The sequence below is a fragment of the Providencia sp. PROV223 genome, from assembly GCF_028479245.1.
Lineage (GTDB): Bacteria > Pseudomonadota > Gammaproteobacteria > Enterobacterales > Enterobacteriaceae > Providencia > Providencia rettgeri.
In genome coordinates, this window is the sequence record NZ_JAMPNG010000026.1 from 15,933 (window position 1) to 42,112 (window position 26,180).

Here is a 26,180-nt window from a genome sequence, read left to right on the forward strand (position 1 = left end):
GAAGGCTAAAGAGATATCAATATTGAACCATTTCTTCATATAGAAGAAATACCTTGAAATAAGAGATTCGTTTAACAAGAACATACTATGACTCCTATCAACGAGGAATTAGTACAACCGACAACTATTATATATATAACAGTTGTATTACTAAAGTAATCGCTATTGTCATAATATTGTACCTCTATCACATTATTAGTAAGAGAGGCTGGAACAACTTGACTCAAGTCACAGTCTTAATTTATTTACTAAATAAGAGTTTAATTTTATTAAATTTAGTTTAACTACATTAATAAAAAATACATATACTTAATATAACAACATAATTAAATACATTAATTTAACTTAAATAAAAGATAACTTAAATAAAATGGGTAAAATAGTTTTATCCTATTTTACCCATTATTCAAATAATTAATAATTACTGAGCATCTTTACCGTATTTAGGTGATCTAGGCCCATATAAGATACCATTAGGCTTACCAGCAGATAATAACCTAACACTTGTTATACCTGCAATTGCATAGCTTTTATCTGTCATTGTATCTACGATTTGGTTAACAACAGCAGACACTAACGCCCCAATAATACCATTTGACGAGGAATTATTTTCAGCACTCGATGCAGTTGCGGAGCCACTCCATAGTAACGCCCCTGTTCTAGCATCAACCAATTTTGCATCCGCTGTAACGCGAGTATCACTGGAAATAACCTGATAACTTGTTCCGTATTCAGTGATATTCAAATAAAGTACCGCATCATTACCAAAAATTTCACGTAATTTTGCTGGAGGAACAGCCTGAATATCACCCGCATTTGTCATCCCGTTTTGCTTAAAAGTTTCCTCAACAACAGCAACAGGGAACACATAATAACCCGCCTCAGCTAAAGGAAAGGTCGCTTGTGATAATAAACCATGACTTGCCTGTATCTCTGGTGAACTATTTTGTGGTAATAGCACCAGAATACTTTTTGGTTTACTTTGATTAAATGCCGTGTAATCAACTTTAGTTGGCTGAGCACATCCCGTTAATAACCATGTCATCACCAATCCGCAGACTATAAGTAAATGTTTCATTTTACTTTTCCTTTATTTTTCATGAGAAAATCCATGTAAGCCGCAGATTCTGGATACAATGCTTTTTCTGCAGTGAATTCTTGCATTGCAAGATCAACCGCTCCGGTTGTTGAATACAATAACCCTAAATGTGCATGTAACCCTGGCGGAGTTGCCAAACCTTTTGCTTTGCTCATTTCCAAATTCTTTTTCAAAGCTTGAATTTGTTCTTGGGGGCTAGTTTCTGTTTGTTGATAATATTGGTAAACCGTTGTTTGATAACCATCCCAGTTATATAATGGTTTTGGTTCATTGGCACAGCCATTTAATAAAATCGCACCGGCCATAACAGCCAATAATTTAATTTTCATCGTATTTCCTTATTTAGCTGGCTGCCATGCACCGCTTTCAATCCCCGAAACTAAGTTATTTACAGCTTCCCTAATGGCTAAATCTAATACTTTTCCATTCAATGTTGAGTCATAACTAGCGGTACCACCAAAACCAATCACTTCCCTATTTGATAATTCATATTCACCAGCACCTTGTGAAGAAAATACCACTTCAGATGTTTGAACATTAACAACGTTTAAATTGACTTTGGCATATGCTACTTGTGATTTACCACGACCTAAAATACCGAATAACTGGCGATCCCCAACTTCTTTTCGCCCAAATTCAGTAACATCACCAGTAATCACATAAGTTGCACCTTTTAACTGTTGAGACTGACCATTAATGCCAGCTTCTTCTTTAAGCTCTTGCATATTTGCACGGTCTAATACATTAAAACGACCTGTTTGCTGTAAATGTGTCATCAAAATGGTTTTAGATTGATTACCTAAACGATCTACACCATCAGAGAAAATACCATTCATATAACTAGAACGATTATCGAATTTCCCTATTGATATTGGGCTTTTTGGACCTGAATATTGAGTATTATATGTCGCAACTTTTTCTACAGCTAAAGAGCGAGAAGATTCTTTAGCGCAACCACTTAATAATGCACTTGCAATAAAAATAGATGCAATACTGATTTTGGATATATTCATTTAGCTATCTCAATTAAAATAAAATTAGAATTAGAATTAATTTTTGCACTGTTATTTTGCATTAAATGAAGAATAGGATCTAGTCAATACTACCTATTTTTTACCTTATGTTTAGCTTAATTTTCAATTACGATAATATTCATAAAGTCACTAAGGTTTACTAAAATAAAATCAACCGTTTGATTAAACATGGATAAATTTAAAAAAATAATTTAATTAGTAATCTTTAGTGATGATATCGAATATCACCCTCTATAGATAATAATATATATTATTATCTATATTTCTTTTATTTTATTTGTTTTTTTCTGATTAAAGGTAATATTTCCATATAATTAATTAGAATTGATTAATTTTTATCTATTTTTCAATCTACCATTGAAAGGCCCTCTTACTCATCTTAACTCGAAAATTTTTACCGCAAGCTATCCCCATCTCCGCATTAAATCAACCTTTTAAGTAACCAATATAAAAAAGGATAGAGTTTCCCCTATCCTTCTTGAATGAGAACACGCTAAATCACAATCGCATATCAATGCAAAGATTGATAAGTAATAGGCGTTCCCTTAGTCAGGTTACTTTCATTAGAATAACTACTTTCTATTTCAATCAAGGATTGGTCCGTCATATTATATATTTTGTTATACAAAGGATATTCAGGGCGATAACGGATCTCTTTCGTTGCAATATCCATCATTAAGTATTGTTGTGAACCTCTAACTGAATTCGAAACAATTACCCCCTGATTACCAACTTTTAAGCTGTTCAAATGGTTATAACCGCTTTCTGCAATAACGTCAAAATCACCATTAGTCTGGAATTGCATCAAAGAAAATAAACGGCGTGAAGGCTCCTGAGCAACCACAAAAATATCGCCATGACGATTTTGTGCTGATTCATTAATTCTGACAGGTAGCCATTTACTACTAATAACCTGTTTAGTGGGGATATCCATAATAACTTCTAGCGATCCCATTTGATTACCATAGCTGTACCACATTACGATTTTATCTCGATAAGTCGCGTAGGAGAAATTTGAATTACCCGCAATTTCCTCAGGGAATAATGATTTAGCTAAATCACGAACATTCATAAAATGTTCCCATGTAATTCCTTTATCTGTGCTAATAAAGATATTTTCATTATCCGCAACCACATAAAAAGGAGAACCTTTAGATTGATAAATTTTACCCATAATTAATGTCGAAAATAGAGTACTGGGCTTATCTCCCCAAGGAATTAATTCACTTACCGAAAAGTTGGTTAAATTAATAGTACGGTAGCCATCCCTTAGCATGATTAAGCACTCATTTCTTTCACAAACAGCATTATAGAAGCTTTGGTCACCATACGTAATAAAATGGACACCTTGATTATCTGCAAACAATATCTGGTAATCATATTCACTCAACGTTTCATAAGGACTATAAGAATAATAATAGCTAGAACGGCTGCTTTTTTGAGCTATTATTAGCATCCCCTTTTCAGATGGAAATGTCGTTGCGAAATCATAGCTACCTATTGCTACACTATTTTCATTATGGTTTTGCCATTGCCAATCTTCCGTGCCACCACGAATAAAAATAAAAAGAGTTAACAATAAACTGAATGAAAAAATAAACGTTAAAATAAGGAATCGTTTACTGAGAAATGGGTTCATGAACGCACCTCCGTCACATAATCTGTTTTACCGTGCTGCCGACGAAGTTGTTTTAAAAAATATTGAGATTGATAATAGGCATTACCGCGTTTTGACACTTTAAAATAAATCGCCACACATAAAGCAATAAGGAAGCTTATTCCGAGTAAAATAGTTCCTGAGAAACTGATAAACATGACACCAGTATCAATAATATTCATCCAGTCCCAATAATCCCAATAGCCGCCTTTTTCAAAGGTTTCACTAATAGATGCCCAACCAGCAACTAGAATGAAAAGCGCTAGAATACAAAAAATAAAACCCCATAAACCAATATAGAACCCTCTTTCTTGTGGAGCACCTTTACCAATCAGACTATATGCTAGTCCGTCTTGATGATTGAGAATGCCAAAAACCACTTGTTCCTTTGAATTTTCCTGAATGTTTTTATGTAAAACCTCAAGTTCATCCCCCTGCGCAATAAATAGTTTATGATTATTAAAAAGAGGCTCATTTGCTGAGACTAAAACTCCCATGTGTTTTTTATTAATCTGTAAATTAACTTTATTGAGTGTTTGGAGAGTATCTCCTGCAGCGATCGTAAGGTTGTAATTTGCAGTGATATTTACCTTGCCTTTTGTAACTGATAGTGATGTTTTATCAACATTAATTTCAGCGGCTTTATGTAACTTTACAGGCTTAGATTTAGGATTTTTGATACCGTCGATTTCAATATATGAAGTTTCTTCAAACAGTTTATATTTCCCAGCAATAAGTGAATCTAGCGCTTTCAAAATTAACTTTCGTTTTGGACTTAAAATATGCTTTGTTTGTGCGAGTGCTAAGCCAAAAAGAACGATCCCAGAGAAAGCAGCACAACCCAAAATGGCCACTAATATGATCATCAAGAAACTGTCGTCTGCCTCAGTAAAACAGTAATACACCGCAGGTATCAGGGCCATTAAGGCTAACGAAATTAAGTATTGTTTTCCTAATGAACGATTGAAGCTAACGGTTCTATCAGGCTCAAGCCGGCCATGCTCTGCATGGTAAACCCATTCAACCCAATAGCTTCCATCATTCATCTCTTCTGCACAAATAACCAAAGAGTCACCTTGCTGTATGCGCTCTAAAAAAATTTGGCTATTTGAAAAATCATCCTGATTAAAGAAAAATACTTTTTCAGAGGCAATCAATCTTACCATCCCCATTGGACTGACATTTTGATAATCACATTGAGTAAGACTGACATGGAAATATTGAACTCGCATGAGTAAATGCCTATTTCGCTAAGTAAATTTAACATTATGATAATAAATAAAGGTATATAGCCCTAGTAAAACTTACCTTATAATAAAATAATTCAGACAATGACGAGCACCCTAAACTGTTATTTAACTCAGGTTAATCATTAGAAATAGGTGTCTCCTACTAGCAAAGCCGGCAATTACTGATAAACTTGCATTCAATACAAAGTTTGTGAGTGAAATGTGGCAATAAAGCAATTTTACCACTCCTTCCTTTAACAATAATTTTGAATAATAGCGATGACATCACAACCTGCATATAAGCAAATTCAGTCTTACATTTTACGCAGTATTGATTTAGGTATTTTTAAGCCTGAAACTCAAATACCGACAGAATTAGAGCTATGCGCTCAATTTAATGTAAGCCGTATGACGGTGAATAAAGCCATTTCAGAGTTAAGCCAAAAAGGGATCCTAAATCGTATTGCAGGGAAAGGCACATTTGTTGCCACCCAAAAACATGAGCTTCCGGTTACAAAAGCATTTGATATTTTTGATGAGATCTCAACGAGCGGTAACAAATATAGCGGTCACCAATTACAACTTAAAACTATTTCCGCATCAGCAGAAATCGCGCTACAGCTCGGAATTAGCGAAGGAAGTGATGTGGGCTACTGTAAAGTTCTTCATTTTGAAAACGATATTCCTTTAATGTTAGAAGAACGTTATGTTAACCACGCCATTGTGCCTGACTTTGTGAAGCAAAAATATGGCGATACAGAAACACCTAGCGGTTATTTGCAACGCCATTTTCCTGTCAGTGAAATGGAACATACCATTGAAGCCGCATTAGCCACAAAGTCCATCGCTCAATCATTATCAATTAAAGAAAGCTCACCTTGCTTACAACTTAGTCGACGCACTTGGACGGGTAGTACCCTAATTAGCTATGTTAAAATGATCACCGCTGGTTCGCGCTACAAATTAAAATTACATTCGCGAATTGAGAATTAATGCAGAAATAAAAAAATGGGGCAAAATTGCCCCAAAGCGACTGATAAAACAAAAAATATCAAGCACATCTACATCACAATAAATTCGTTTTACATTCCTTGATAAATAGGCCCTTCCCCTCCTTGGGGAGCAGTCCAGGTGATATTTTGTAACGGATCTTTTATGTCACAAGCCTTACAATGCAGGCAGTTCTGTGCATTAATTTGCAGTTTTTCTTCACTTTTATCCCCTATAATTTCATAGACTCCAGCGGGGCAATAACGCGTCTCAGGTGCGGCATATTTCATTAAATTAATTTGGATAGGGACATTAGTATCAGCCAGTTTTAAATGACAGGGTTGTTCCTCTTCATGGTTGGTATTCGATAAAAACACGGAAGAAGGCTTATCAAAAATTAATTTACCATCGGGTTTTGGGTAGTTTATCGGTGTAAAACCTTTCGCTTCTTTTATTCCTTCGTGGTCCGATTGTTTTAATTTCAACGTCCACGGGCTACGCCCTTTTAATAACAGTTGTTCTGCACCAAATAGCATTGAACCAACTACTAACCCTTTTTTCATATAAGGCTTAAAATTCCGTGTTTGGTAAAGCTCTTGATATAACCAGCTCTCTTCAAATAGTTGGCGGAACTGCTTTTTAAACTGTAAATAATCAACCATTCCATTCTGGGTAGCACTAAAGCACGCTTCTGCCGCTAGTGCGCCACTTTTAACAGCACAATGGGTGCCTTTAATACGAGCCGCATTTAAAAAACCAGCATCATCGCCAATTAGCACCCCACCAGGAAAGCTTAATTCAGGTAATGCGGCTAATCCCCCCGCCACCATCGTTCTAGCACCATAACTGATCCGTTCTCCACCCGATAAAAAATCACTAAAAGCAGGATGAGTTTTTAAGCGTTGAAACTCATCAAATGGCGATAAATAAGGGTTTTCATAATTTAGCCCGACGACCAAACCCACTGCGACTAAGTTATCTCCATAGTGATAAGCAAAACCACCGCCATAGGTGTGGTTATCTAGTGGCCAACCAACAGAATGGACAACTAACCCTGCTTGGTGTTGCTCTTTTGGAATTTGCCAGATTTCCTTAATTCCCAAACCATAGGTTTGTTTGCCACTCTCTGCGGCTAAATTAAAATGGTTGATTAATTGTTTACCGAGTTGACCTCGGCACCCTTCCGCAAAAAAGGTCATTTTCGCAAGTAAATTCATACCCGGTTGATACATCGCCGTTGGGTTACCTGATTTATCAAGCCCCATATCTCCGGTGGTGATGCCAATTACTTGGTTTGTCTCATCAAATAGCACTTCAGTTGCAGCAAAACCAGCAAAAACATCAACCCCTAATCTTTCAGCTTCAACAGCAAGAGCCGCACTTACCTGCCCTAAGCTGCCAATGAAATTACCATCATTTTTCAAACAGTTTGGTAATAAAGATAGGGGGAAATGACTTGCTTTTTTTTCTTTCAACCATAAAAAACGGTCATGGTTTACAGGTGTTAAGGGGCCTGAAACTTTTTGCTGCCAGCCTGGCAGCAATTCATCGAGAGCCCGTGGATCAATCACTGCACCAGATAAAACATGAGCACCTATCTGTGCGCCTTTATCAATTAAACAAACCGAGATATCTGTTCCTTTCTCTGCGGCTAGCTGTTTTAATCGTATTGCTGCAGATAACCCTGCGGGTCCACCACCGACAATCAGGACATCGAACTCCATCGATTCCCGCTCGGGAGCCTCGTTTATCTTATCAATCTTGTCGATAGCCATTCGTCCACCTCTTACGCTAATGCTTTGTCAAATTCCGGTAAGATCTCAAACAGATCGCCAACAATGCCGTAATCCGCAACTTGGAAAATCGGCGCCTCAGGATCACTATTAATCGCAACGATTACTTTACTTTCTTTCATGCCTGCAACATGCTGAATAGCACCCGAAATTCCTACTGCAATATATAATTCTGGCGCGACAATTTTTCCTGTTTGTCCGACTTGATAGTCATTCGGAACAAAACCTGCATCGACCGCAGCACGTGAGGCACCAACCGCAGCGCCCAATTTGTCAGCTATTGTTTCCAATAGTGCAAAATTTTCACCAGAGCTCAAACCTCTCCCTCCTGAAATAACCACTTTTGCAGAGCTCAATTCCGCACGGCTAACTTGGGTTAGAGATTGGCTTTTTAACTGACTGCGCAAGGGAATATCGGCAAGGGAAATGGTTTCAATTTCAGCATTATTTTGTGTTTCATATCCCCCTGAAAATGCCGAACTACGCACCGTAATCACGACTTGTTGGCCATTATTTTGTACTGTTGCTAACGCATTTCCTGCATAAATAGGTCTAATGAAGGTTTGAGAATCAATAACTTGAGTAATGTCTGAAATTTGTGCTACCCCTAACGTTGCAGCAACCCGTGGGGCTATATTTTTCCCAAATGTCGTCGCAGGAAACAGTAAATGGGTATATTCCTTTGCAATATTAACCACGGCGTGAGCCATCGGTTCTGCGAGTTGGTTTTTCAAGTTATCTGATTGTATTTCTAGAACTTTACTCACGCCTTGTATACTCGCAGCTAGCTGAGCGACCAATTCCGTCTCATCTCCTGCAATTAATAAGTGCAAATGATCACCTGCGGTAAGAAGCTGTTTTGCAGCATTAATACTATGATAAGTAGAGTTTTTTATTGTTTGATTATCATGCTCGACAACCACTAATACAGATATTTGGCTCATGGATATTTTCCTCGATTAAATCACTTCTTTCGCTTGCAATGCACTGACTAGCTCTGTCGCACTGCCTAACAATGTACATTGCCCTGCCCGTTTTTTAGGCTCTGAGACACTAAGCGTTTTAATTTGCCCTAATAGAGCAAAATTCATATCAGCAATATCGATAATATCTAACGTTTTTTTCTTAGCTTTCATGATATTAGGCAAAGTTGCATAACGAGGTTCATTGAGCCTTAAGTCCGTTGTGATAACTGCGGGTAATGGCATCTCTAACGTTTCTAACCCGCCATCAATTTCCCTTGTAACCTGCAGTAGTTGGCCCTCAAGCTTAATTTGTGAGGCAAATGTCGCCTGCGGATAATCCAATAATGCGCTAAGCATTTGGCCTATTTGATTACAATCATCATCAATAGCTTGTTTGCCTAATAAAATAAGATCCGGCTGTTCCTTTTCCACGATTCGTTGAAGTAAGCGCGCAATATCCAGTGGTTCTAAAATTAATTCTCCAGGCCTCTGGACTAAAATGCCACGGTCAGCCCCAATCGCCATCGCACTGCGTAATGTTTCTTGATAGCCAATATCACCAACGGAAACAGCAATAACTTCTGTCGCTTTTCCCGCCTCTTTTAAACGTACAGCCTCTTCGACAGCGATTTCATCGAAGGGGTTGATGGCCATTTTTACATTCGCCAATTCAACGCCTGAGCCATCGGCTTTTACTCTTATTTTGACGTTATGGTCTATTACTCGCTTCACTGCGACTAAAATTTTCATAGCAACTCCTATCCCAATTCTTCAACGATTATTGGGTTTGATAATGTTCTAAAATCGTTTTTTAGGTTGAGAGAAACCGTAACAGTGATATTCACACTGCTACTGGCTATCTCAATTTTTACTATTTTTAATGCTAGTTTTTGATGAAATGGTTATTTACTTGTGGGTAATATCAATCGGTCTGCCACTGACATAGGCCATTTTTTAATCGCAACATAGTAAATAACACTGGTTGCCACCAAGCCCACAATCCATGAGATATCAACACCACCGAGTTTTTCGACTAAAGGCCCGGTATAAAACCCTGTTGAAATAAAGGGTAACTGTATTAACACACCCGCAATGTAAGTAAATATCCCAACTTTATTCCAGCGCCCATAGCGGCCATTTGGGTTTGCGAGTTCAGGAACGTCGTAGCGGCCTTTAGTGACCCAATAGTAGTCAACCAAGTTGATTGCGCTCCAAGGGGTAAAGAATGCAAGCAAAAACAATAAGAAAGCAGAAAAGAGTTTTAAAAATGAATGCTGGCCCGCTAGTCCAAGTAAGGTTGAGAAACTGACCATTAAAATAATAAAGAACAACCTTTGCCCACGAGAAATTTGGCTTTTCCCACGGAAGCCACACCAAATTGCCGCCATAGACATAAAACTGCCATAAGCATTCAGTGCAGTTATCGTCACTTTTCCGTAGAAAATACTGATATATAACAGAGCCGCTATCAAACCAGTACTACCTAAGCCCACAATATACGAGACTTCGTTACCCGCAAACTTATTGCCGGCAAGCGCTGCGGCAAAAACCCCTAAAATCATTGATGCTTGCGTACCAATGACTGTACCTGAACCTACGGCCAAAAAGGCTTTGATTGTCGGAGTTTTAGTCGGTAAATAACGTGAATAGTCCGCAACATAAGGCCCAAATGCAATTTGCCAAGAAGCAGACAATGACATCGCTAATAAAAAGTTAGTCCAGCTAAAATGACGGTTTTCCAGTAAAACCGAAACATCATTCATATAAAATAGACGGAAAAATAGATAGAAGAACGTAATTATGCCGATAACACTCGCTACTTTCCCTAAAATATGGATGATGCGATAACCACAAATTGTGATGCCGATAATCACCACACCAAAAATAATAATTCCAACCCAATCCGTCACATGTAATAGCTGACCGACCGCTTGCCCTGCCAGCACGGTACCACTGGCAGAAAACCCGACATACATCATGCAAACTAATAAAATAGGGATGACCGCACCGTATACGCCAAACTGTACACGACTCGAAATCATTTGTGGTAACCCCAATTTTGGCCCTTGCACCGCATGCAAGGCCATCACGGCACCACCTAACAGTTGGCCAATAAATAAGCCAATTAATGACCAGAATACGTCCCCACCCAGTACGACTGCCAAGGCTCCGGTTACAATTGCAGTTATTTGTAAATTAGAGCCAAACCAAAGTGTGAATTGGCTTGATAAAGTGCCGTGGCGCTCGGACTCTGGAATGTAATCGATGGAACGCGCTTCGATTAAAGGTACATTCTCCTGCCGGTTTTTTTGCCCTGTAGCGATGTCGTTTGAAACTGTCATGGTAACTCCTCTTTAAGCAAGGCTGGCTTAAAGAATGAACCAATTAATCGTAATGGAACCGCAATAACTACAGTTGTAAGGTACAGTTATTAAGCATTACGTTGGGTGATGTTTTATCTGTTATTCACCCTAAATAACTAATTGAAATACATTCTTAAACCTGATTGTTGTTGTGTTTTTAATTCCATGATCCTGTTGTCAGGTAGTGCTTCCTATGGTGCTCCATAAACCAGTAAACGCCTGTCCCGCTTACTCGGCTCAATACTTAAAATAACTTAATGGGCATCTAAAACGGCACGTGAAATAATAATTTTTTGTATTTCTGATGTGCCCTCAAAAATCCGTAAAATCCGTGCATCACGCACATAACGTTCAAGGGGAAGGTCACGAATATAGCCGTAGCCGCCATGAAGCTGTAATGCTGCATCCGTAACAAAACCCGCGCACTCAGCGGCAAACAATTTCGCCGTCGCAGATTGCAAACTAAAACGCTCCCCTGAATCACGTAATTCCGCAGCTTGCCAAGTCAACATACGAGCGGCCTCCAACTGGGTATGCATATCCGCAATACGCCATTGAGTTCCTTGGTATGCGGCTAAGGGCTTTTTACCAATTTGGCGTTCTTTTACCCAACCTAAAGCACTTTCCATCGCAGCCCGAGCAATACCGAGTGACGTTGCGGCCACTTCAACACGCCCTTTATCTAAAACTTCCATCGCGGTATGGAACCCTTTATTTTCCTCTCCCAATAATGCCGATTCCGGTAGCCAACAATTCAGCGCTAATTCATAAATCGTGCTACCCCGTAATCCCATGGTTTTTTCAGGTTGAGAAAATGCCACGCCTTCCGTGCCTTTAGGGATCATAAATGCGCTGATCCCGCGGGCTCCCGCTTCTACATCCGTTTTCGCATACAACACGATAAAGTCAGCCTCTTTGGCGTTAGTAATATAGTGTTTATTACCCCGAATACGCCAGCCACTATTTTCACGAGTTGCCACGGTTCGCATATCTGCAGGATTAGAACCTGCAGCCGGCTCAGTTAAACCAAATGCACCTAATAATTCCCCTGCAGCGGCTTTTGGTAACCAATAATTTTTTTGCTCTTCAGTACCACCAATTAAAATCGAATCTGTCGCCAAAAAATGTGCCGTTAGAGCCGATGAAGTCGAAGCACAAGCGGCAGCAACAGCTTCGACTACCTGACTCATCGCCACACTGCCAATACCAAAACCGCCATACTGCTCAGGTAAATTGATTCCCCAGCAGCCCATTTCCCCCAACGCTTGTAAACTTTCCGCACAAAAGGTTTCTGTCTCATCGTATCTTTGTGCATTCGGCTGTAAAATGTCATGACAAACTTTTTCTATCGCATCCACAACCGCTTGTTCTGTTTCATTAATATCAAAACTCATTGCATCGTCTCCGCATTTTTAATGGTTGTTCTCGCTGGCTTATACACTAAGTTTGCCTCACCTAATTTTGGTGCACGGCGGGTCGAATGAGGTTTATTCCCATTGAAAAAAACCGGTTGAGAAACCAAAGGCGTTCCCCCATCATTCAGGTGCGTCAGAACTTGCCTCACTTGGGCATGCTCACTTTGTGTTGCTTGGTGTAAATTATGAATTGGTGAAGCAGGAACGCCCGCGTTTAATAAAATGTCACATACCTCTTCAACGGTTTTTTGGCGTGTCCAACTTTCAATCTCTTTTCTAAGTTCAGCTTGGTGCTGTGTTCGACTCGGGTCATTAAGGTAGCGTGAGTCATGGCATAACTCTGGTTTTTCCATGCATTCGCAAAAGCGTTGGAATAGCTTTTCACTCGCAATCGCGATAACCACTAAGCCATCTTTTGCCTGATAAGTATCGAATGGCGTAGATACTGGATGGCGGTTACCCACTAGGCTCGGAGCCTTATCATGAGCAAATAGGTTTGAAAGCCCAGTTAACTGCATGCTCAGTAAGACATCCACCATCGCTACATCAATATACTGTGCCGCTTCGTCATGACGCTCTCTCGCAAATAACGCACTACTTATCGCCCATGAGGCAAACATCCCTGCACACACATCGCCAATTGACTCACCACTGCGTGTAGGCCCTGTTTCTGGGAAACCAGTGACACTCATTAGGCCTGACATCGCTTGTGCCACGATGTCATAAGCGGGATAACTGGCGAGTGGGCTGTTTTGCCCAAATCCAGAGATACTGGCGTAGATTAATTTAGGGTTGTGCTGCTTTAGGCTCTCAAAATCGATACCGAGTCGTTGAGTCACACCAGGGCGAAAGTTTTCAACCACCACATCACTTTCTTTGACTAGCTGGAATAAAATCGCTCGGTCTTCATCCGCTTTAAGATCCAATTCAATACTGCGTTTACCTCGGTTAATTAAACCGTAATAAACACTTTCCCCATCAATGAATGGCCCTAAATGGCGGCTGTCATCACCGTGGTTAGGCACTTCAATTTTGATCACTTCAGCACCAAGATCGGCCATCATACCTGTGCAATAAGGGCCAGCTAACACTCGGCTTAAATCGATCACTTTGATCCCCGCCAGTGGCCCTTGTCTTTTCTGAGTCAACGCAGCATTCATACTGAATTCCTTTTATTCCAGAAAGATGCCAGCTCAACTTCAGCTGGCAAAGGACATTACTTCACCATCGGCAAGTTCAAGCCTTGCTCTTTCGCACAGTTAATGGCGATGTCATAACCTGCATCTGCATGGCGCATAACGCCCGTTGCAGGGTCATTATGTAAAACACGAGCTAAACGCTTATCAGCGGCGTCCGTTCCATCACACACAATGACGACGCCTGAATGTTGTGAAAAGCCCATACCAACACCACCACCGTGATGTAAACTGACCCATGTTGCGCCACCTGCGGTATTTAATAGTGCGTTCAATAAAGGCCAGTCTGATACCGCATCAGAGCCATCTTTCATAGATTCCGTTTCACGGTGAGGGCTAGCCACAGAGCCTGAATCTAAGTGATCACGGCCGATCACGATTGGGCCCTTTAACTCACCACTTTTCACCATTTCGTTGAAAGCACGGCCTAATCTTTCTCTGTCTTTTAAACCAACCCAACAAATACGTGCAGGAAGCCCTTGGAATGCGATACGCTCACGTGCCATATCGAGCCAATTATGTAAGTGCTTGTCATCTGGTAATAATTCTTTTACTTTTTGGTCTGTTTTATAGATATCTTCAGGGTCACCTGATAACGCGACCCAACGGAATGGACCAATACCTTCACAAAATAGAGGGCGAATATAAGCAGGAACAAAGCCTGGAAAATCAAAGGCATTACTAATGCCTTCATCTTTTGCCATTTGGCGAATATTATTGCCGTAGTCAAAAGCCGCTGAGCCACGCTTTTGCATCGTTAACATCGCATCCACTTGGACTGCCATGCTTTTTTTCGCTGCTTTGGTCACTTCAGCAGGTGCGGTTTGTTGTTTTTCACGCCATTGGTCGAGTGTCCAACCCTGTGGTAAGTAGCCGTGTACAGGGTCATGGGCGCTAGTTTGGTCAGTGACGGAATCAGGAGTGATATTGCGTTTCACCAATTCACTGTAAACATCAGCCGCATTACCTAATAGCCCAACAGAAACTGGCTGGCCATTTGCTTTGGCTTCCTCGATATATTGCAGTGCTTCATCTAATGTCGTCGCTTTTTTGTCCACATAACGAGTTCTTAAACGAAAATCGATACGGCTTTCATCACATTCCACCGCTATCATGCTAAAGCCCGCCATGGTTGCTGCTAATGGCTGTGCTCCGCCCATTCCACCTAAACCGCCCGTTAAGATCCAACGCCCTGCTGCGTTACCATTAAAGTGTTGTTTGGCCAGTGAAACGAACGTTTCATAGGTGCCTTGGACGATCCCCTGAGAACCAATGTAGATCCAAGAACCAGCCGTCATTTGGCCATACATCATTAGGCCTTTACGATCTAACTCATTAAAGTGATCCCAATTCGCCCAGTGAGGAACAATATTTGAGTTTGCGATCAATACGCGGGGCGCATCTGGATGGGTAGGGAACACTCCGACGGGTTTACCTGACTGCACGAGTAATGTTTGGTCATCTTCCAGTGTGGTCAGTACATCTAAAATTTTGTCATAGCATTCCCAATCACGTGCCGCTCGACCGATACCGCCATAGACCACTAAGCTTTGAGGGTGCTCAGCAACATCAGAGTCTAAATTATTTTGGATCATGCGATATACCGCTTCTGTCAGCCAGCTCTTACAGGTTTTCTCACTGCCACGTGGTGCGCGGATCACTCGAGTTGAGTCAGTACAATTTAACATGGTTGTATCCCCTATCATCCATTTTTAATTAACTTTAAATTAACAATTTTATTTATAATAATCTGCGAGATACCCAGTTAGTGACGATGCACCTGTGTTCTAAAATTAATTATTTAATTAAAAATCAATAAATTAATTTTCTATCAACTTACTCGAGACTATCCATTCATTTAGGGTGTTTATCTATGACTCAAATATATATACATTTACTTCACAAAGTATATACATTTAAATTTGAAATTTTGTAGGAAGTGTGAAGGTTGGAACACAAGAGAAGTTATACAACAACAAGTAGCTGTATGTTTCTAGAGAAAAAGTTGTATATACATTTGTTTTTATGCATAGAAACAAGTAAATAGCGAAATTGCGAGTCACTTCACAGAACGTTGCAACTATGTATAGCAAGAAAACCCATGCGTACCGCTCAAAATGGTGTACACCAGAAACAATAACGGGTTACCTGCATCAACAGATAACCCGAGCAATCAGAAAAAGTGAATGATGATTTAATTTTCTAAATCATTCGCGTTGTGGCTAGGCGGCAAAATGAGGATAGCTTGGGGAGCATACATAAGTATGTGACCCAAGTAGCCGAGTGAAGCCAACAACGCCACAGCGTGAAGGATGACGAAAATTAGGAGCATACATTAAGTATGTGACCCAAACAGCCGAGTGAAGCCAACAACGCCACAGCGTGAAGGATGACGAAAATTAGGAGCATACATTAAGTATGTGACCCAAACAGCCGAGTGAAGCCAACAACGCCACAGCGTGAAGGATGACGAAAATTTTAGCCGCCTAGATAGGCGCTTCGTACTGCCTCATTCGCTAGCAACGCTTTGCCACTATCTTCCAACACAATATGCCCATTTTCCAACACATAACCACGGTCTGCGAGTTTCAACGCTTGGTTGGCGTTTTGTTCGACAAGGAAAATTGTCATTCCTTCTTCGCGTAGCTGCTGAATCGTATCAAAAATTTGCATAATGATAATGGGAGCAAGGCCTAAGGATGGCTCATCAAGTAAGAGTAACTCTGGCTGGCTCATTAAAGCACGGCCTATCGCTAGCATTTGTTGCTCACCGCCAGACATCGTTCCTGAACGCTGGCTTCGACGCTCATACAGCCTTGGAAATAGCTTATAAACTCGCTCAATACGTTCTTGGTACTGTTGGCGATCGGCAAAAAAGCCCCCCATTGCGAGATTTTCTTCCACTGTCATACGAGAAAATACACGCCTCCCTTCGGGTACTAATGCAATGTCTTCACGCATAATTTTCGAAGTGGGCAATTGGGTGATATCCACGCCTCGGTAGATGACTTGGCCTTCCGATGCACGTGGATCGCCACAAAGCGTACTGAGCAAGGTGGTTTTCCCTGCACCATTTGCTCCAATTAAGGTCACAATTTCACCTTTTTGGATATTCAAACTAATTTCATGTAGTGCTTGAATTTTTCCATAATGGGTAGAAACTTTTTTAAACTCTAGCATCAGTAAGCTTCCCCCAAATAGGCTTTTATCACATCAGGATGTTGACGGATCTCACTCGGTGTCCCATTCGCTAATGGCGTTCCTTGATTCACGACATAAATGCGATCTGAAATTCCCATGACTAATTTCATATCATGTTCAATTAAGAGAATTGAAACATTATGATGAGCTCGTAACTCAGCAATCAAGTCATCCAAATCATTGGTTTCTTTAGGGTTAAGACCTGCTGCTGGTTCATCTAACATTAATATTTCAGGGCGAGTGACCATACAGCGAGCAATTTCTAACCGACGCTGCTGCCCATAGGCTAAATTACCCGCTTGTCGATTGGCAAAGGGGAGTAAATCAACACGCTCAAGCCATTTTACCGCATTATCAAGCGCTTCAGCTTCTGCCCGACGAAACGCAGGGGTTTTCAATAGCCCAGAAAAAATGCCACTTTTTAAATGTTGATGTTGCGCCACAAGTAAATTTTCAATCACCGTCATTTCTTTAAATAACCGCACATGCTGAAATGTTCGGATGACACCAAGGCGAGCAATAGACTGCCCTGTCAGCCCTTCAAGGTGTTTTTCACGATATAAAATCGTGCCGCTGGTCGGCTTATAAAACCCCGTTAAACAGTTAAAAATGGTGGTTTTACCCGCCCCATTCGGGCCAATCAGTGAAACTATTTCCCCTTGATTAATGGTTAACTCAACATTGTTGACGGCAAGTAACCCACCAAAACGCATTGTTAAGCCATTAACTTGTAGCAAAGGCGTTGTTATATGGCTCATACGCCCTCCCCTTCAGGGACTTTTTTCACCTGCATTTGACGACGTTTCATCGGTAATAGGCCTTGTGGTCGCCAGATCATCATCAGCACCATCAATGCCCCTAATAACAGCATGCTGTATTGGTTAAGGTCACGCATCATTTCCCGTGATACGACTAAGATAATTGCGGCTAAAATCACGGAAGTTTGTGAGCCCATTCCCCCTAAAACGACGATGGCTAACACAAATGCCGACTCCACAAAGGTAAAAGATTCTGGGCTGATAAAGCCTTGTCGTGCGGCAAATAACGTCCCTGCAAATCCCGCAAAGGCCGCACTAATAGTAAATGCGGTTAATTTTATTCGAGTTGGGCTTAGCCCTAATGAGCGACAGGCAATTTCATCTTCGCGTAATGCTTCCCATGCACGACCTAATGGCATACGCAGTAAGCGATTGATAACAAATAAAGTTAAGACTACTAATAACAAGGCGACAAAATACAGGAAAATAATACGGTCACCAGGGCTGTAATCTAAGCCAAAAAAGTTATGGAAGGTATCCCAGCCATCTTTAGCGGTACGGCTAAATTCCAAACCAAAGAAAGTCGGTTTCGGTAATTGACTGATCCCATTTGGCCCGCCAGTGATTTCGGTATTATTCAGTAATAAAATACGAACAATTTCCCCAAAGCCGAGCGTCACTATTGCAAGATAGTCCCCCCGCAACCTTAGAACAGGGAATCCCAATAAAAAACCGGCTAACGCAGCGGTTAACCCTGCAATCGGTAAACTTTCCCAGAAACCAAAACCATAGTAATGATTTAATAAACCAAAAGTATAAGCACCAATGGCATAAAAGCCGGCATACCCAAGAACCAGTAACCCAGATAACCCAACAACCACATTTAACCCTAAGCCTAACATCACATAAATTAATGTCAGGGTGGCAATATCCACGCTTCCGCGAGAAACAATAAACGGCCAAATAATTGCGGCAATAATAATTACAGCTGCAAGAATCTTTTGCTTGGCTGTCGAACCATCAAAATCAGGGATCGCCCACGCCTTTTTAGGAACTCCTTGCCATACTTTATTTAATGTCGGACGAACCAACTGGTAAACAAAGATGACAATAATACCCGCAATGATCCAGTTCCAACGTACAGAATCCCCAACCGTAACAACCAGTTTTGTGCCATCAAGAGTGAGCTGCAACCCCATCATGAACAGAGCCAATACGAAAAAAGTCACTGAAGCCACAATGGCATTAATCCAATTTTCTTTTCTCATACTTTTTCGACCTCCGGGCGTCCCAGAATGCCGGTTGGCATGATTAACAACACACCAATCAATAAACCAAATGACACAACATCTTTATATTCTGTACTTAAATATGCAGAGGTCATCGCTTCTGCAACACCTAAGATTAAACCACCTAACATGGCGCCGGGAATACTCCCAATTCCCCCTAATACCGCCGCAGTAAATGCTTTCATTCCTGCCATAAAACCAATATAGGGGTTAATCACACCATAAAATTGCCCCAATAGCACACCCGCTACAGCCGCCATTGCGGCACCAATAACGAAAGTTAATGAAATGACGCGATCGGTATTAATGCCTAATAAACTGGCCATTTTAAGATCTTCTGCACAAGCTCGGCAGGCTCTTCCCATTTTTGAATAGCGAATAAATAGCGTCAAAGCTAACATCGCAAGCACGGTAACCACCCAGATGGTCAATTGCATCTTAGTCACCGTGGCTTCAAAACCATCGCTTTCACCGAGAACCCATTGCCCTGTAATCAAACTGGGTAGGGCTAAATCACGCGAACCTTGTGACAAACTGACATAGTTTTGCAGGAAAATAGACATTCCGATCGCAGAGATCAATGCAATCAATCGCTTAGAATGACGGACCGGCCGATAAGCAACCCGTTCAATACTCCAACCATAGGCACTAGAGACCACAATTGCCGCAATGAAGGCCGCAGCAACAAGGATCCAACCGATATCAATCCCAAACATCATTAAGCCTGCGATCACAATAAAAGAGACATAGCTACCAATCATGTACACTTCGCCGTGGGCGAAGTTAATCATCCCAATGATGCCATACACCATCGTATAGCCGATAGCTATCAGTGCATAAGTGCTACCGAGGGTTAAACCATTCAGAAGTTGCTGAATAAAATACAGAATTTGATCTGACATAAGACTATCCTTTCGAACTACTTGTCCTCTATAGAGAACAGAAGCCGGAAGCAAGTGACTTACTTCCGGTTCTTATTCACTATGCTGGAACACTGCTGAGTACTATTTTACAGAGGTGGAAGTACCATCTTTGTGCCACTCAAATACACCAAACTCAAACCCTTTCAGGTCACCGTTTGGCTGCCAGCTTAATGTTCCCATGACAGTTTCGACCGGATTTGCTTTCAGGTCTTTCACTAAATCTTCAGGCTCAATACTGCCAGTACGCTCCATTGCCGTCGTTAAACCTTGGATAGCAGCATAAGTTGTCCAAACAAATGGCCCTGTTGGGTCTTCTTTCTTCGCTTTGATGGCATCAACAATTGGTTGGTTAGTCGCAACTTGGTCGTAACGTTTTGGTAAAGTTACCAACATGCCCTCAGAGGCATCACCTGCAATATTTGATAATGAAGAGTTACCGACGCCTTCAGGCCCCATAAAGCGAATATTCAAGCCAGCTTGCTTCGCTTGGCGTAAAATTTGCCCCATCTCTGGGTAATATCCCCCAAAGTAAACAAAATCAACATTCTCTTTCTTCAATTTTGCCACTAAAGCGGAAAAGTCTTTGTCACCCGCCGTTACCCCTTCAAACATCACTTCTTTAACGCCAGCTTTATTGAGGCTTTCACGTACAGAACGGGCTAAACCTTCCCCATATTGTTGTTTGTCATGCACAACAGCAATACGAGTTGGTTTGATATCTTCCATAATAAACTTAGCTGCAGTGGGTCCTTGGTCCGAATCCAAACCGGTTGTACGCAGAACCATTTGATAACCACGTGTGGTTAAATCCGCATTAGTTGCAGCTGGGGTGATCATAATGACACCTTCATCCTCATAAATATCGGATGCCGGCTGTGTTGAAGAGGAACATAAATGCCCAATAACATGGCGGATACCATCGTTAATCACTTTATTTGCCACCGCAACCGCTTGTTTCGGGTCACAGGCATCGTCATATTCTACTGCCACTAATGTGTTTCCATTAATGCCACCTTTAGCATTAATATCTGCGATCGCTTGGCGTGCCCCTGTAAATTCCATATCACCATATTGAGCTACAGGCCCTGACATCGCGCCAACAACCGCTATTTTAATTTCCTTTGCCCATCCTGCTGAACTGAATGCCATCGCAATACAGCCCGCTAATAATGCTTTATTCATATTCTTCATTTTATCGTCCCCGTCTTCGTGGTTCTGAGTGTTTGTGTTTGATTTGTAGTAGATTATTATAGTTGACAGGTACAATGCCTGAGATTTCAAAATACAGCGAATAAGGCTATATATTTCATAACATTAAACAAGATAATTATGCTAAATAGCAAATGTATATAGCAGGTTTTTACATTAGAAGCAGAATAAAAAACTGATGTGTTAAAGTAGGTTTTTTGTAAATACTAGTGTTATATTCGGGTTAAATTTAAATTAATCCGAGTGAAATTCGGAAAATTCAGTATCACCAAATTTTTCTCTCTAAAATCAAAAAATCGGTTGTAGATCACTCTGGCAGGATGAGTGACTGCAACTCTTACAGGGAAACAAACAAAATATCATGAGACTTACTATTATCCCGCTGGTCAATCCTACTGAGCAACAATATCTGGACTTACATAAAATCTGGCCTGACCAGAGTCCTTTTGAACTAGCCAAAATGTGCAAAGCAGGTGACCTATTCTATGCCGCCCGTTTTAATGAACGCCTTCTTGGAGCTGCAAAAATTACGGTGGATCATAACACTGCCACTTTGCAGGATTTTTGCGTACGAGAGGTCACTCGCCGACGCGGTGTTGGCTCATATTTATTAGAAGAAATTTGCCAAGCTATTCCTGACATTACACTATGGAAATTTGATATTAGCGGGGTAGCCCTACAAGAAAAAGAAGCGGTGCGGCTATTCTTGGCTGCTAATGGCTTCAATACCACCGCACAACCTGATATATGGGGAAAAACAGCATGAAGTTAAATAAAATTCATCATGTTGCTATTATTGCATCCAATTTTGAGGTCAGTAAGGATTTTTATTGCCGTATTTTGGGGTTAAATCTACTTGAAGAACATTTCCGCCCAGAAAATAATTCATGGAAAGCGGATTTAGCCTTTGGTGAACATTACCAAATTGAATTATTCAGTTTTGTTAATCCGCCAGCAAGGTTGAGTTATCCTGAAGCCACGGGGCTGCGCCATTTAGCCTTCAGTGTTGATGATTTAGATAAATGGGTCACTTATTTAACTGAACAAGGTGTGGCTTGTGAGGCCATACGCATCGACCCCTATACCCAAAAGCGTTTTACATTTTTCACAGATCCCGATGGCTTACCGCTAGAGTTATACGGTGATTAATTGAACAATAAAAAATGTAAAAGTAGAAATGATTATCTGCATTTATCCACCTCTTAACGGGTAATAAATGCAGATAATTTTAGTGAACAACGAATTGGCCAGTCATAAATTACATTTCGCTATCTTCGTCTTCTTCCATCGCCAAACGTAACTTCTTCATTGCGTTCTTTTCAAGCTGACGAACACGCTCTGCAGAAACACCGTATTTATCAGCGAGTTCTTGCAACGTCGTTTTGTTGTCATCGTCTAACCAACGAGCTCGGATGATATCCTGACTGCGCTCGTCCAAAGAATCCAACGCATCTGCTAAGCGGTCAGTTGCATGGCTTTCCCAGTTATCATCTTCAATTGAACCGGCAAAGTCTGATGCTTTGTCTTGTAAGTATAAGACTGGGGCTACAGGGCCACCAAAATCACTGCTGTCATCGTCATCTGACATATCAAATGCCATATCTTGTGCAGCCATACGTGATTCCATTTCACGCACATCTTTAGTACTTACCCCTAACTCTTGGGCAACCATATCAACTTCGTCCTGGTTAAACCAACCAAGACGCTTTTTATTCTTTCTTAAGTTAAAGAATAGCTTACGTTGCGATTTTGTTGTCGCGACTTTGACAATACGCCAGTTACGTAAAACATATTCATGAATTTCAGCTTTGATCCAGTGAACCGCAAAGGAAACAAGACGAACGCCAACCTCAGGATTGAAACGACGCACCGCTTTCATCAGGCCGATATTACCTTCCTGAATTAAGTCAGCTTGTGGTAAACCATACCCTGCATAACTACGAGCAACATGAATAACAAAGCGCAAGTGCGATAAGATCAGTTGCTTTGCAGCATCCAGATCACCATGGTAATGCAGCCGTTCAGCAAGTTCCTTTTCTTCCTCAGCGGTGAGCATCGGGTAAGCATTAGCAGCCCGAACATAGGCTTCAATACTTCCTTGTGGAACAAGAGCTAATGATTGCATGTCTTTGGTCATTCAGATCCTCAATAAAATAATAGGAAACAGATTAGTTTGTATTGATAACCGCATTGGTTAGCCATGAGGTAAACATTTTTAGTCTACCAGTTTAACCGCGTTAAATAAATTATATACAAAATTTGTTAACAGTAGGTCAATGTAGGACAAAACAATTCAGACTAAGTTCATTTTTAACGAAAATTTGCAATAGAATCAAAGAGTCATGATATAATCAAATCATGACTCTTGAATAAAAATGATGAAAAAACAACATATTACTCAGGTGTAAAGTGTCGTAAATGTTGAAGTGTTGCCAACCATGCCGCTATCCAACCAACCATAGCGGATAACAGTAGAATCAATAAAGACTCTTCCCATAACAATCCTTCAATCTGAAATTGCGTACCAAATACACTGGCTACTTTTGCCACACCGTCCGCTAACTGCCAAACAAGTAGAAAGGTCATAATTAGGGAAATAATGGCACCTAATGCACCCAATACAAGGCCACCATTTAAAAATGGCCTCATGATAAACCCATCAGTAGCACCAATTAACTTCATCACATTAATCGTATCGCGGCGAGCAAAAATATTGAGCCGTACGCTATTACCTATCACAAGGAATAGTGACACAATCATTAAAACCCCAATGACAGAAGCGACTTTCCCAACCAAACCCGTTAGTGCAGCTAACCGCGCAAACCAGCTATCATCCATGCGAACTTCTTCAATGCCATCGACTTGGCTGACTCTATCACGCAGTGTTGTTAATACATTAGAACCTTCAAAATCAATTTTAGGCGTAATTATTGCGACTGCAGGCAGTGGGTTTTCCTCTAGCATATCGAGTGCAGTACTAAAACCGGACCAACTGCGAAACTCACTCATGGCTTGGTCACGTGAAAGGTAATTCACATGGTCAACCCCATCAAGAGCCTGCAGTTGTGTTACTACATTTTGCCCACCTTGTTCATCAAGAGATTTATCAAGATAAACAGTGAGTTGTGGTGTTGGATACCATTGCTCCGCGGCTTGCGAAACGTTTTTCCACACAATATAACAAAGGCTCGGTAATGTGAGTGAAATCGCAATAACCATGATAGTCAAAAAGGTGGCCAAAGGCTGTCTTAGCATGTCAGCGAGCGCATTCAACCACGAGTAACGCCACTGCTCTTTCCAACCGCCTTTTAATGCTTTACTTTTCGATTGCTTGGCTCGTTCCGGTTTGCTTTTACGGACATTCTTAGCCATGTTGACCTCCAAGCATACGACCTTCACTCAATGTAAGAACACGGCAGTTACGACGCTCAATCAATGCAATATCATGGGTCGCCATTAAAACGGTCACCCCTACACGATTGAATTCTTCGAATAAACGCATGATTCCTTCAGACAATTCACCATCAAGGTTACCTGTTGGTTCATCCGCTAATAACATCGTTGGCTTATTCACCACCGCTCGGGCAATACCGACACGTTGTTGCTCCCCACCAGATAACTGAATTGGGAAGTTTTTCGCTTTGTCCAATAACCCAACTTTATCCAATGCAGCGGAAACTCGCCGACGAATATCCTCGGTACTAGCACCAGAAATGATTAGCGGCATTGAGACATTGTCATATACCGTTCGATCAAATAACAGGTGGTGATCTTGAAAAATCATCCCGATCTGCCGGCGCAGAAACGGGATCTCTCGATTTTTCAAGCGACTGATATCATGACCATTGAATAAAATATGACCCGCACTTGGGCGTTCAATTCCACAAATCAGTTTAAGTAATGTACTTTTACCTGCGCCTGAGTGGCCTGTTAGAAATGCCATTTCTCCAGGTTGAAGATGAAAATCAACCCCTTGGAGTGCTTGGCGGCCACCGCGATAAGCTTTACTAACGTGTTCAAAGCGAATCATCGAAAATTATTCCTCTCGGGCAAATAGAGCCTCGATAAAGTCATCTGCTTTAAATGGACGTAAATCTTCAATACCCTCACCAATACCAATATAACGAATTGGAATACCAAATTGGTCGGCAATAGAGAAAATTACGCCACCTTTTGCTGTGCCATCGAGCTTAGTCAATGTTATACCTGTTAAACCGACCGCATCATCAAAAAGTTTTGCCTGACTTACCGCATTTTGTCCAGTACTTGCATCTAGCGTTAACATAATTTCATGGGGAGCATTTTCATCGAGTTTTTTCATCACCCGGACAATTTTTTTCAACTCTTCCATCAAGTGCGATTTATTTTGTAAGCGCCCAGCGGTATCTGCAATTAAAACATCAACCCCTTTCGCCTGCGCTGATTGAATCGCATCAAAAATAACCGATGCAGGATCTGCGCCAGTATGTTGAGCGACCACAGGGATCTTATTGCGCTCTCCCCATACTTGAAGTTGCTCAACGGCTGCTGCACGGAAAGTATCCCCCGCGGCTAACATGACGCTTTTCCCTTCCGACTGATATTGACGTGCTAATTTACCAATTGTTGTCGTTTTCCCGACCCCGTTAACACCAACCATAAGAATAACATAGGGTTTTTTGTCTTCAATCACGAGTGGTTTATCCACTTTCGCTAAAATATCAGACATTTCCTCACGCAATTTGCCATATAACACTTCTGCATCCTTGAGCTCTTTACGGCTCGCATGTGCCGTTAAGTTATCAATGATTTTGCGAGTGGTATCAACCCCGACATCAGCAATCAATAGCTGCTCTTCAAGCTCTTCAAATAAGTCATCATCAATTTTTTTACCTGAAAACAGCCCAAAAAAACCTGAACCTAAATTCTGGCGAGTTTTTAATAACCCTTTCTTTAGCCTAGCAAAGAAACCTTCTTTTTTAGGTTTTTCTTGCTCTGTTGGTAAATTATTTTTTTCTTCTTCTAAACGTAAGCGCTCAGCTTCAGCTTCTTCCTCTGCAATTCTCGCATCTTCGGCGGC

24 protein-coding genes are annotated in these 26,180 nt (G+C 41.0%); 3 read left to right on the forward strand and 21 right to left on the reverse strand.

Annotated features, from left to right (window positions below; translation table 11 throughout):
* Positions 1–421: 421 nt before the first annotated feature.
* The 5 genes from PR767_RS19700 to PR767_RS19720 all read right to left on the reverse strand — a co-directional run bounded on the left by PR767_RS19700 (position 422) and on the right by PR767_RS19720 (position 5,022).
* A complete protein-coding gene (locus PR767_RS19700; RefSeq protein WP_004908185.1) occupies positions 422–1,078 on the reverse strand; it encodes a DUF799 domain-containing protein in 657 nt (218 codons plus the stop codon).
* Positions 1,075–1,428 (reverse strand): DUF4810 domain-containing protein, encoded by a 354-nt coding sequence (locus PR767_RS19705; protein WP_004908184.1) that lies wholly within the window; start codon positions 1,426–1,428, stop codon positions 1,075–1,077. The genes PR767_RS19700 and PR767_RS19705 overlap by 4 nt, the downstream gene beginning before the upstream one ends.
* 9 nt (positions 1,429–1,437) lie before the next feature.
* Positions 1,438–2,112 carry a CsgG/HfaB family protein gene (locus PR767_RS19710; RefSeq protein WP_110731665.1) on the reverse strand — a complete coding sequence of 225 codons (675 nt, stop codon included), beginning with the start codon at positions 2,110–2,112 and terminating at the stop codon, positions 1,438–1,440.
* A 532-nt stretch (positions 2,113–2,644) separates the two neighbouring features.
* Positions 2,645–3,772, reverse strand: coding sequence for a hypothetical protein (locus PR767_RS19715; protein ID WP_272520841.1), 1,128 nt, complete (start codon positions 3,770–3,772; stop codon positions 2,645–2,647).
* Positions 3,769–5,022 (reverse strand): hypothetical protein, encoded by a 1,254-nt coding sequence (locus PR767_RS19720; RefSeq protein WP_164529171.1) that lies wholly within the window; start codon positions 5,020–5,022, stop codon positions 3,769–3,771. Before PR767_RS19720 ends, PR767_RS19715 begins: the two co-directional genes overlap by 4 nt.
* A 276-nt stretch (positions 5,023–5,298) precedes the next feature.
* Here PR767_RS19720 and PR767_RS19725 point away from each other — a divergent pair, with 276 nt between their 5' ends.
* On the forward strand, positions 5,299–6,012 hold the full coding sequence (locus PR767_RS19725; protein ID WP_004908180.1) for a UTRA domain-containing protein: 714 nt from the start codon (positions 5,299–5,301) through the stop codon (positions 6,010–6,012).
* A gap of 89 nt (positions 6,013–6,101) precedes the next feature.
* On the opposite strand, the gene PR767_RS19730 is transcribed toward PR767_RS19725, so the two are convergent.
* From PR767_RS19730 to PR767_RS19785, 12 genes are all read right to left on the reverse strand, one after another.
* Positions 6,102–7,784, reverse strand: a complete 1,683-nt coding sequence (locus tag PR767_RS19730; RefSeq protein ID WP_272520842.1) for an electron transfer flavoprotein-ubiquinone oxidoreductase — start codon at positions 7,782–7,784, stop codon at positions 6,102–6,104.
* 11 nt (positions 7,785–7,795) lie between these two features.
* The gene (locus tag PR767_RS19735) at positions 7,796–8,746 is read right to left on the reverse strand and encodes an electron transfer flavoprotein subunit alpha/FixB family protein (protein WP_004908175.1); all 951 of its coding nucleotides are present in this window, start codon (positions 8,744–8,746) and stop codon (positions 7,796–7,798) included.
* A 15-nt stretch (positions 8,747–8,761) separates the two neighbouring features.
* Entirely contained in the window at positions 8,762–9,517 is a 756-nt protein-coding gene (locus tag PR767_RS19740; RefSeq protein WP_109911663.1) for an electron transfer flavoprotein subunit beta/FixA family protein, read from the reverse strand.
* A gap of 152 nt (positions 9,518–9,669) precedes the next feature.
* Positions 9,670–11,109, reverse strand: a complete 1,440-nt coding sequence (locus tag PR767_RS19745; RefSeq protein ID WP_004908172.1) for a purine-cytosine permease family protein — start codon at positions 11,107–11,109, stop codon at positions 9,670–9,672.
* 275 nt (positions 11,110–11,384) lie between these two features.
* Positions 11,385–12,524 carry an acyl-CoA dehydrogenase family protein gene (locus PR767_RS19750; protein ID WP_004908169.1) on the reverse strand — a complete coding sequence of 380 codons (1,140 nt, stop codon included), beginning with the start codon at positions 12,522–12,524 and terminating at the stop codon, positions 11,385–11,387.
* Positions 12,521–13,705, reverse strand: coding sequence for a CaiB/BaiF CoA transferase family protein (locus PR767_RS19755; RefSeq protein WP_004908167.1), 1,185 nt, complete (start codon positions 13,703–13,705; stop codon positions 12,521–12,523). Before PR767_RS19755 ends, PR767_RS19750 begins: the two co-directional genes overlap by 4 nt.
* A 56-nt stretch (positions 13,706–13,761) precedes the next feature.
* Positions 13,762–15,429 (reverse strand): urocanate hydratase, encoded by a 1,668-nt coding sequence (hutU, locus tag PR767_RS19760; protein ID WP_272520843.1) that lies wholly within the window; start codon positions 15,427–15,429, stop codon positions 13,762–13,764.
* Between the two features lie 790 nt (positions 15,430–16,219).
* Positions 16,220–16,921 carry a high-affinity branched-chain amino acid ABC transporter ATP-binding protein LivF gene (livF, locus tag PR767_RS19765; protein WP_004258508.1) on the reverse strand — a complete coding sequence of 234 codons (702 nt, stop codon included), beginning with the start codon at positions 16,919–16,921 and terminating at the stop codon, positions 16,220–16,222.
* Positions 16,921–17,700: a high-affinity branched-chain amino acid ABC transporter ATP-binding protein LivG gene (livG, locus tag PR767_RS19770; RefSeq protein WP_004908162.1), complete on the reverse strand. Its 780-nt coding sequence runs from the start codon at positions 17,698–17,700 to the stop codon at positions 16,921–16,923. Before livG ends, livF begins: the two co-directional genes overlap by 1 nt.
* Positions 17,697–18,968, reverse strand: coding sequence for a high-affinity branched-chain amino acid ABC transporter permease LivM (locus PR767_RS19775; protein WP_272520844.1), 1,272 nt, complete (start codon positions 18,966–18,968; stop codon positions 17,697–17,699). Before PR767_RS19775 ends, livG begins: the two co-directional genes overlap by 4 nt.
* Entirely contained in the window at positions 18,965–19,891 is a 927-nt protein-coding gene (gene livH / locus PR767_RS19780; protein ID WP_272520845.1) for a high-affinity branched-chain amino acid ABC transporter permease LivH, read from the reverse strand. Before livH ends, PR767_RS19775 begins: the two co-directional genes overlap by 4 nt.
* Positions 19,892–19,993: 102 nt before the next feature.
* Positions 19,994–21,103, reverse strand: coding sequence for a branched-chain amino acid ABC transporter substrate-binding protein (locus PR767_RS19785; RefSeq protein WP_004908157.1), 1,110 nt, complete (start codon positions 21,101–21,103; stop codon positions 19,994–19,996).
* 379 nt (positions 21,104–21,482) lie between these two features.
* Here PR767_RS19785 and panM point away from each other — a divergent pair, with 379 nt between their 5' ends.
* Together panM and gloA2 are read left to right on the forward strand one after the other, a co-directional pair.
* Complete coding sequence (gene panM, locus PR767_RS19790; protein ID WP_123382261.1) at positions 21,483–21,887, forward strand: aspartate 1-decarboxylase autocleavage activator PanM; 405 nt, start codon at positions 21,483–21,485, stop codon at positions 21,885–21,887.
* Positions 21,884–22,270, forward strand: coding sequence for an SMU1112c/YaeR family gloxylase I-like metalloprotein (gloA2, locus tag PR767_RS19795; protein ID WP_272520846.1), 387 nt, complete (start codon positions 21,884–21,886; stop codon positions 22,268–22,270). Before panM ends, gloA2 begins: the two co-directional genes overlap by 4 nt.
* A 109-nt stretch (positions 22,271–22,379) precedes the next feature.
* Here gloA2 and rpoH read toward each other — a convergent pair whose 3' ends face one another.
* From rpoH to ftsY, 4 genes are all read right to left on the reverse strand, one after another.
* A complete protein-coding gene (gene rpoH / locus PR767_RS19800) occupies positions 22,380–23,258 on the reverse strand; it encodes an RNA polymerase sigma factor RpoH (RefSeq protein WP_004908152.1) in 879 nt (292 codons plus the stop codon).
* 257 nt (positions 23,259–23,515) lie between these two features.
* The gene (gene ftsX, locus PR767_RS19805; RefSeq protein WP_109911659.1) at positions 23,516–24,493 is read right to left on the reverse strand and encodes a permease-like cell division protein FtsX; all 978 of its coding nucleotides are present in this window, start codon (positions 24,491–24,493) and stop codon (positions 23,516–23,518) included.
* On the reverse strand, positions 24,486–25,151 hold the full coding sequence (gene ftsE / locus PR767_RS19810; protein ID WP_004908148.1) for a cell division ATP-binding protein FtsE: 666 nt from the start codon (positions 25,149–25,151) through the stop codon (positions 24,486–24,488). Before ftsE ends, ftsX begins: the two co-directional genes overlap by 8 nt.
* A gap of 6 nt (positions 25,152–25,157) precedes the next feature.
* Positions 25,158–26,180: signal recognition particle-docking protein FtsY (ftsY, locus tag PR767_RS19815; RefSeq protein ID WP_272520847.1), on the reverse strand; the 1,023-nt coding region annotated here is incomplete at its 5' end.

What these genes read in the sequence shown, in the direction of transcription:
- PR767_RS19775 (WP_272520844.1), bottom strand. Translation starts at nt 18,968, where the DNA reads ATGAGAAAAGAAAATTGGATTAATGCCATTGTGGCTTCAGTGACTTTT.
- PR767_RS19745 (WP_004908172.1), bottom strand. Translation starts at nt 11,109, where the DNA reads ATGACAGTTTCAAACGACATCGCTACAGGGCAAAAAAACCGGCAGGAG.
- livH (WP_272520845.1), bottom strand. Translation starts at nt 19,891, where the DNA reads ATGTCAGATCAAATTCTGTATTTTATTCAGCAACTTCTGAATGGTTTA.
- PR767_RS19720 (WP_164529171.1), bottom strand. Translation starts at nt 5,022, where the DNA reads ATGCGAGTTCAATATTTCCATGTCAGTCTTACTCAATGTGATTATCAA.
- panM (WP_123382261.1), top strand. Translation starts at nt 21,483, where the DNA reads ATGAGACTTACTATTATCCCGCTGGTCAATCCTACTGAGCAACAATAT.
- ftsE (WP_004908148.1), bottom strand. Translation starts at nt 25,151, where the DNA reads ATGATTCGCTTTGAACACGTTAGTAAAGCTTATCGCGGTGGCCGCCAA.
- PR767_RS19730 (WP_272520842.1), bottom strand. Translation starts at nt 7,784, where the DNA reads ATGGCTATCGACAAGATTGATAAGATAAACGAGGCTCCCGAGCGGGAA.
- ftsX (WP_109911659.1), bottom strand. Translation starts at nt 24,493, where the DNA reads ATGGCTAAGAATGTCCGTAAAAGCAAACCGGAACGAGCCAAGCAATCG.
- livG (WP_004908162.1), bottom strand. Translation starts at nt 17,700, where the DNA reads ATGAGCCATATAACAACGCCTTTGCTACAAGTTAATGGCTTAACAATG.
- PR767_RS19785 (WP_004908157.1), bottom strand. Translation starts at nt 21,103, where the DNA reads ATGAAGAATATGAATAAAGCATTATTAGCGGGCTGTATTGCGATGGCA.
- PR767_RS19755 (WP_004908167.1), bottom strand. Translation starts at nt 13,705, where the DNA reads ATGAATGCTGCGTTGACTCAGAAAAGACAAGGGCCACTGGCGGGGATC.
- PR767_RS19725 (WP_004908180.1), top strand. Translation starts at nt 5,299, where the DNA reads ATGACATCACAACCTGCATATAAGCAAATTCAGTCTTACATTTTACGC.
- hutU (WP_272520843.1), bottom strand. Translation starts at nt 15,429, where the DNA reads ATGTTAAATTGTACTGACTCAACTCGAGTGATCCGCGCACCACGTGGC.
- PR767_RS19705 (WP_004908184.1), bottom strand. Translation starts at nt 1,428, where the DNA reads ATGAAAATTAAATTATTGGCTGTTATGGCCGGTGCGATTTTATTAAAT.
- PR767_RS19735 (WP_004908175.1), bottom strand. Translation starts at nt 8,746, where the DNA reads ATGAGCCAAATATCTGTATTAGTGGTTGTCGAGCATGATAATCAAACA.
- PR767_RS19710 (WP_110731665.1), bottom strand. Translation starts at nt 2,112, where the DNA reads ATGAATATATCCAAAATCAGTATTGCATCTATTTTTATTGCAAGTGCA.
- PR767_RS19740 (WP_109911663.1), bottom strand. Translation starts at nt 9,517, where the DNA reads ATGAAAATTTTAGTCGCAGTGAAGCGAGTAATAGACCATAACGTCAAA.
- rpoH (WP_004908152.1), bottom strand. Translation starts at nt 23,258, where the DNA reads ATGACCAAAGACATGCAATCATTAGCTCTTGTTCCACAAGGAAGTATT.
- PR767_RS19715 (WP_272520841.1), bottom strand. Translation starts at nt 3,772, where the DNA reads ATGAACCCATTTCTCAGTAAACGATTCCTTATTTTAACGTTTATTTTT.
- PR767_RS19750 (WP_004908169.1), bottom strand. Translation starts at nt 12,524, where the DNA reads ATGAGTTTTGATATTAATGAAACAGAACAAGCGGTTGTGGATGCGATA.
- livF (WP_004258508.1), bottom strand. Translation starts at nt 16,921, where the DNA reads ATGCTAGAGTTTAAAAAAGTTTCTACCCATTATGGAAAAATTCAAGCA.
- gloA2 (WP_272520846.1), top strand. Translation starts at nt 21,884, where the DNA reads ATGAAGTTAAATAAAATTCATCATGTTGCTATTATTGCATCCAATTTT.
- PR767_RS19700 (WP_004908185.1), bottom strand. Translation starts at nt 1,078, where the DNA reads ATGAAACATTTACTTATAGTCTGCGGATTGGTGATGACATGGTTATTA.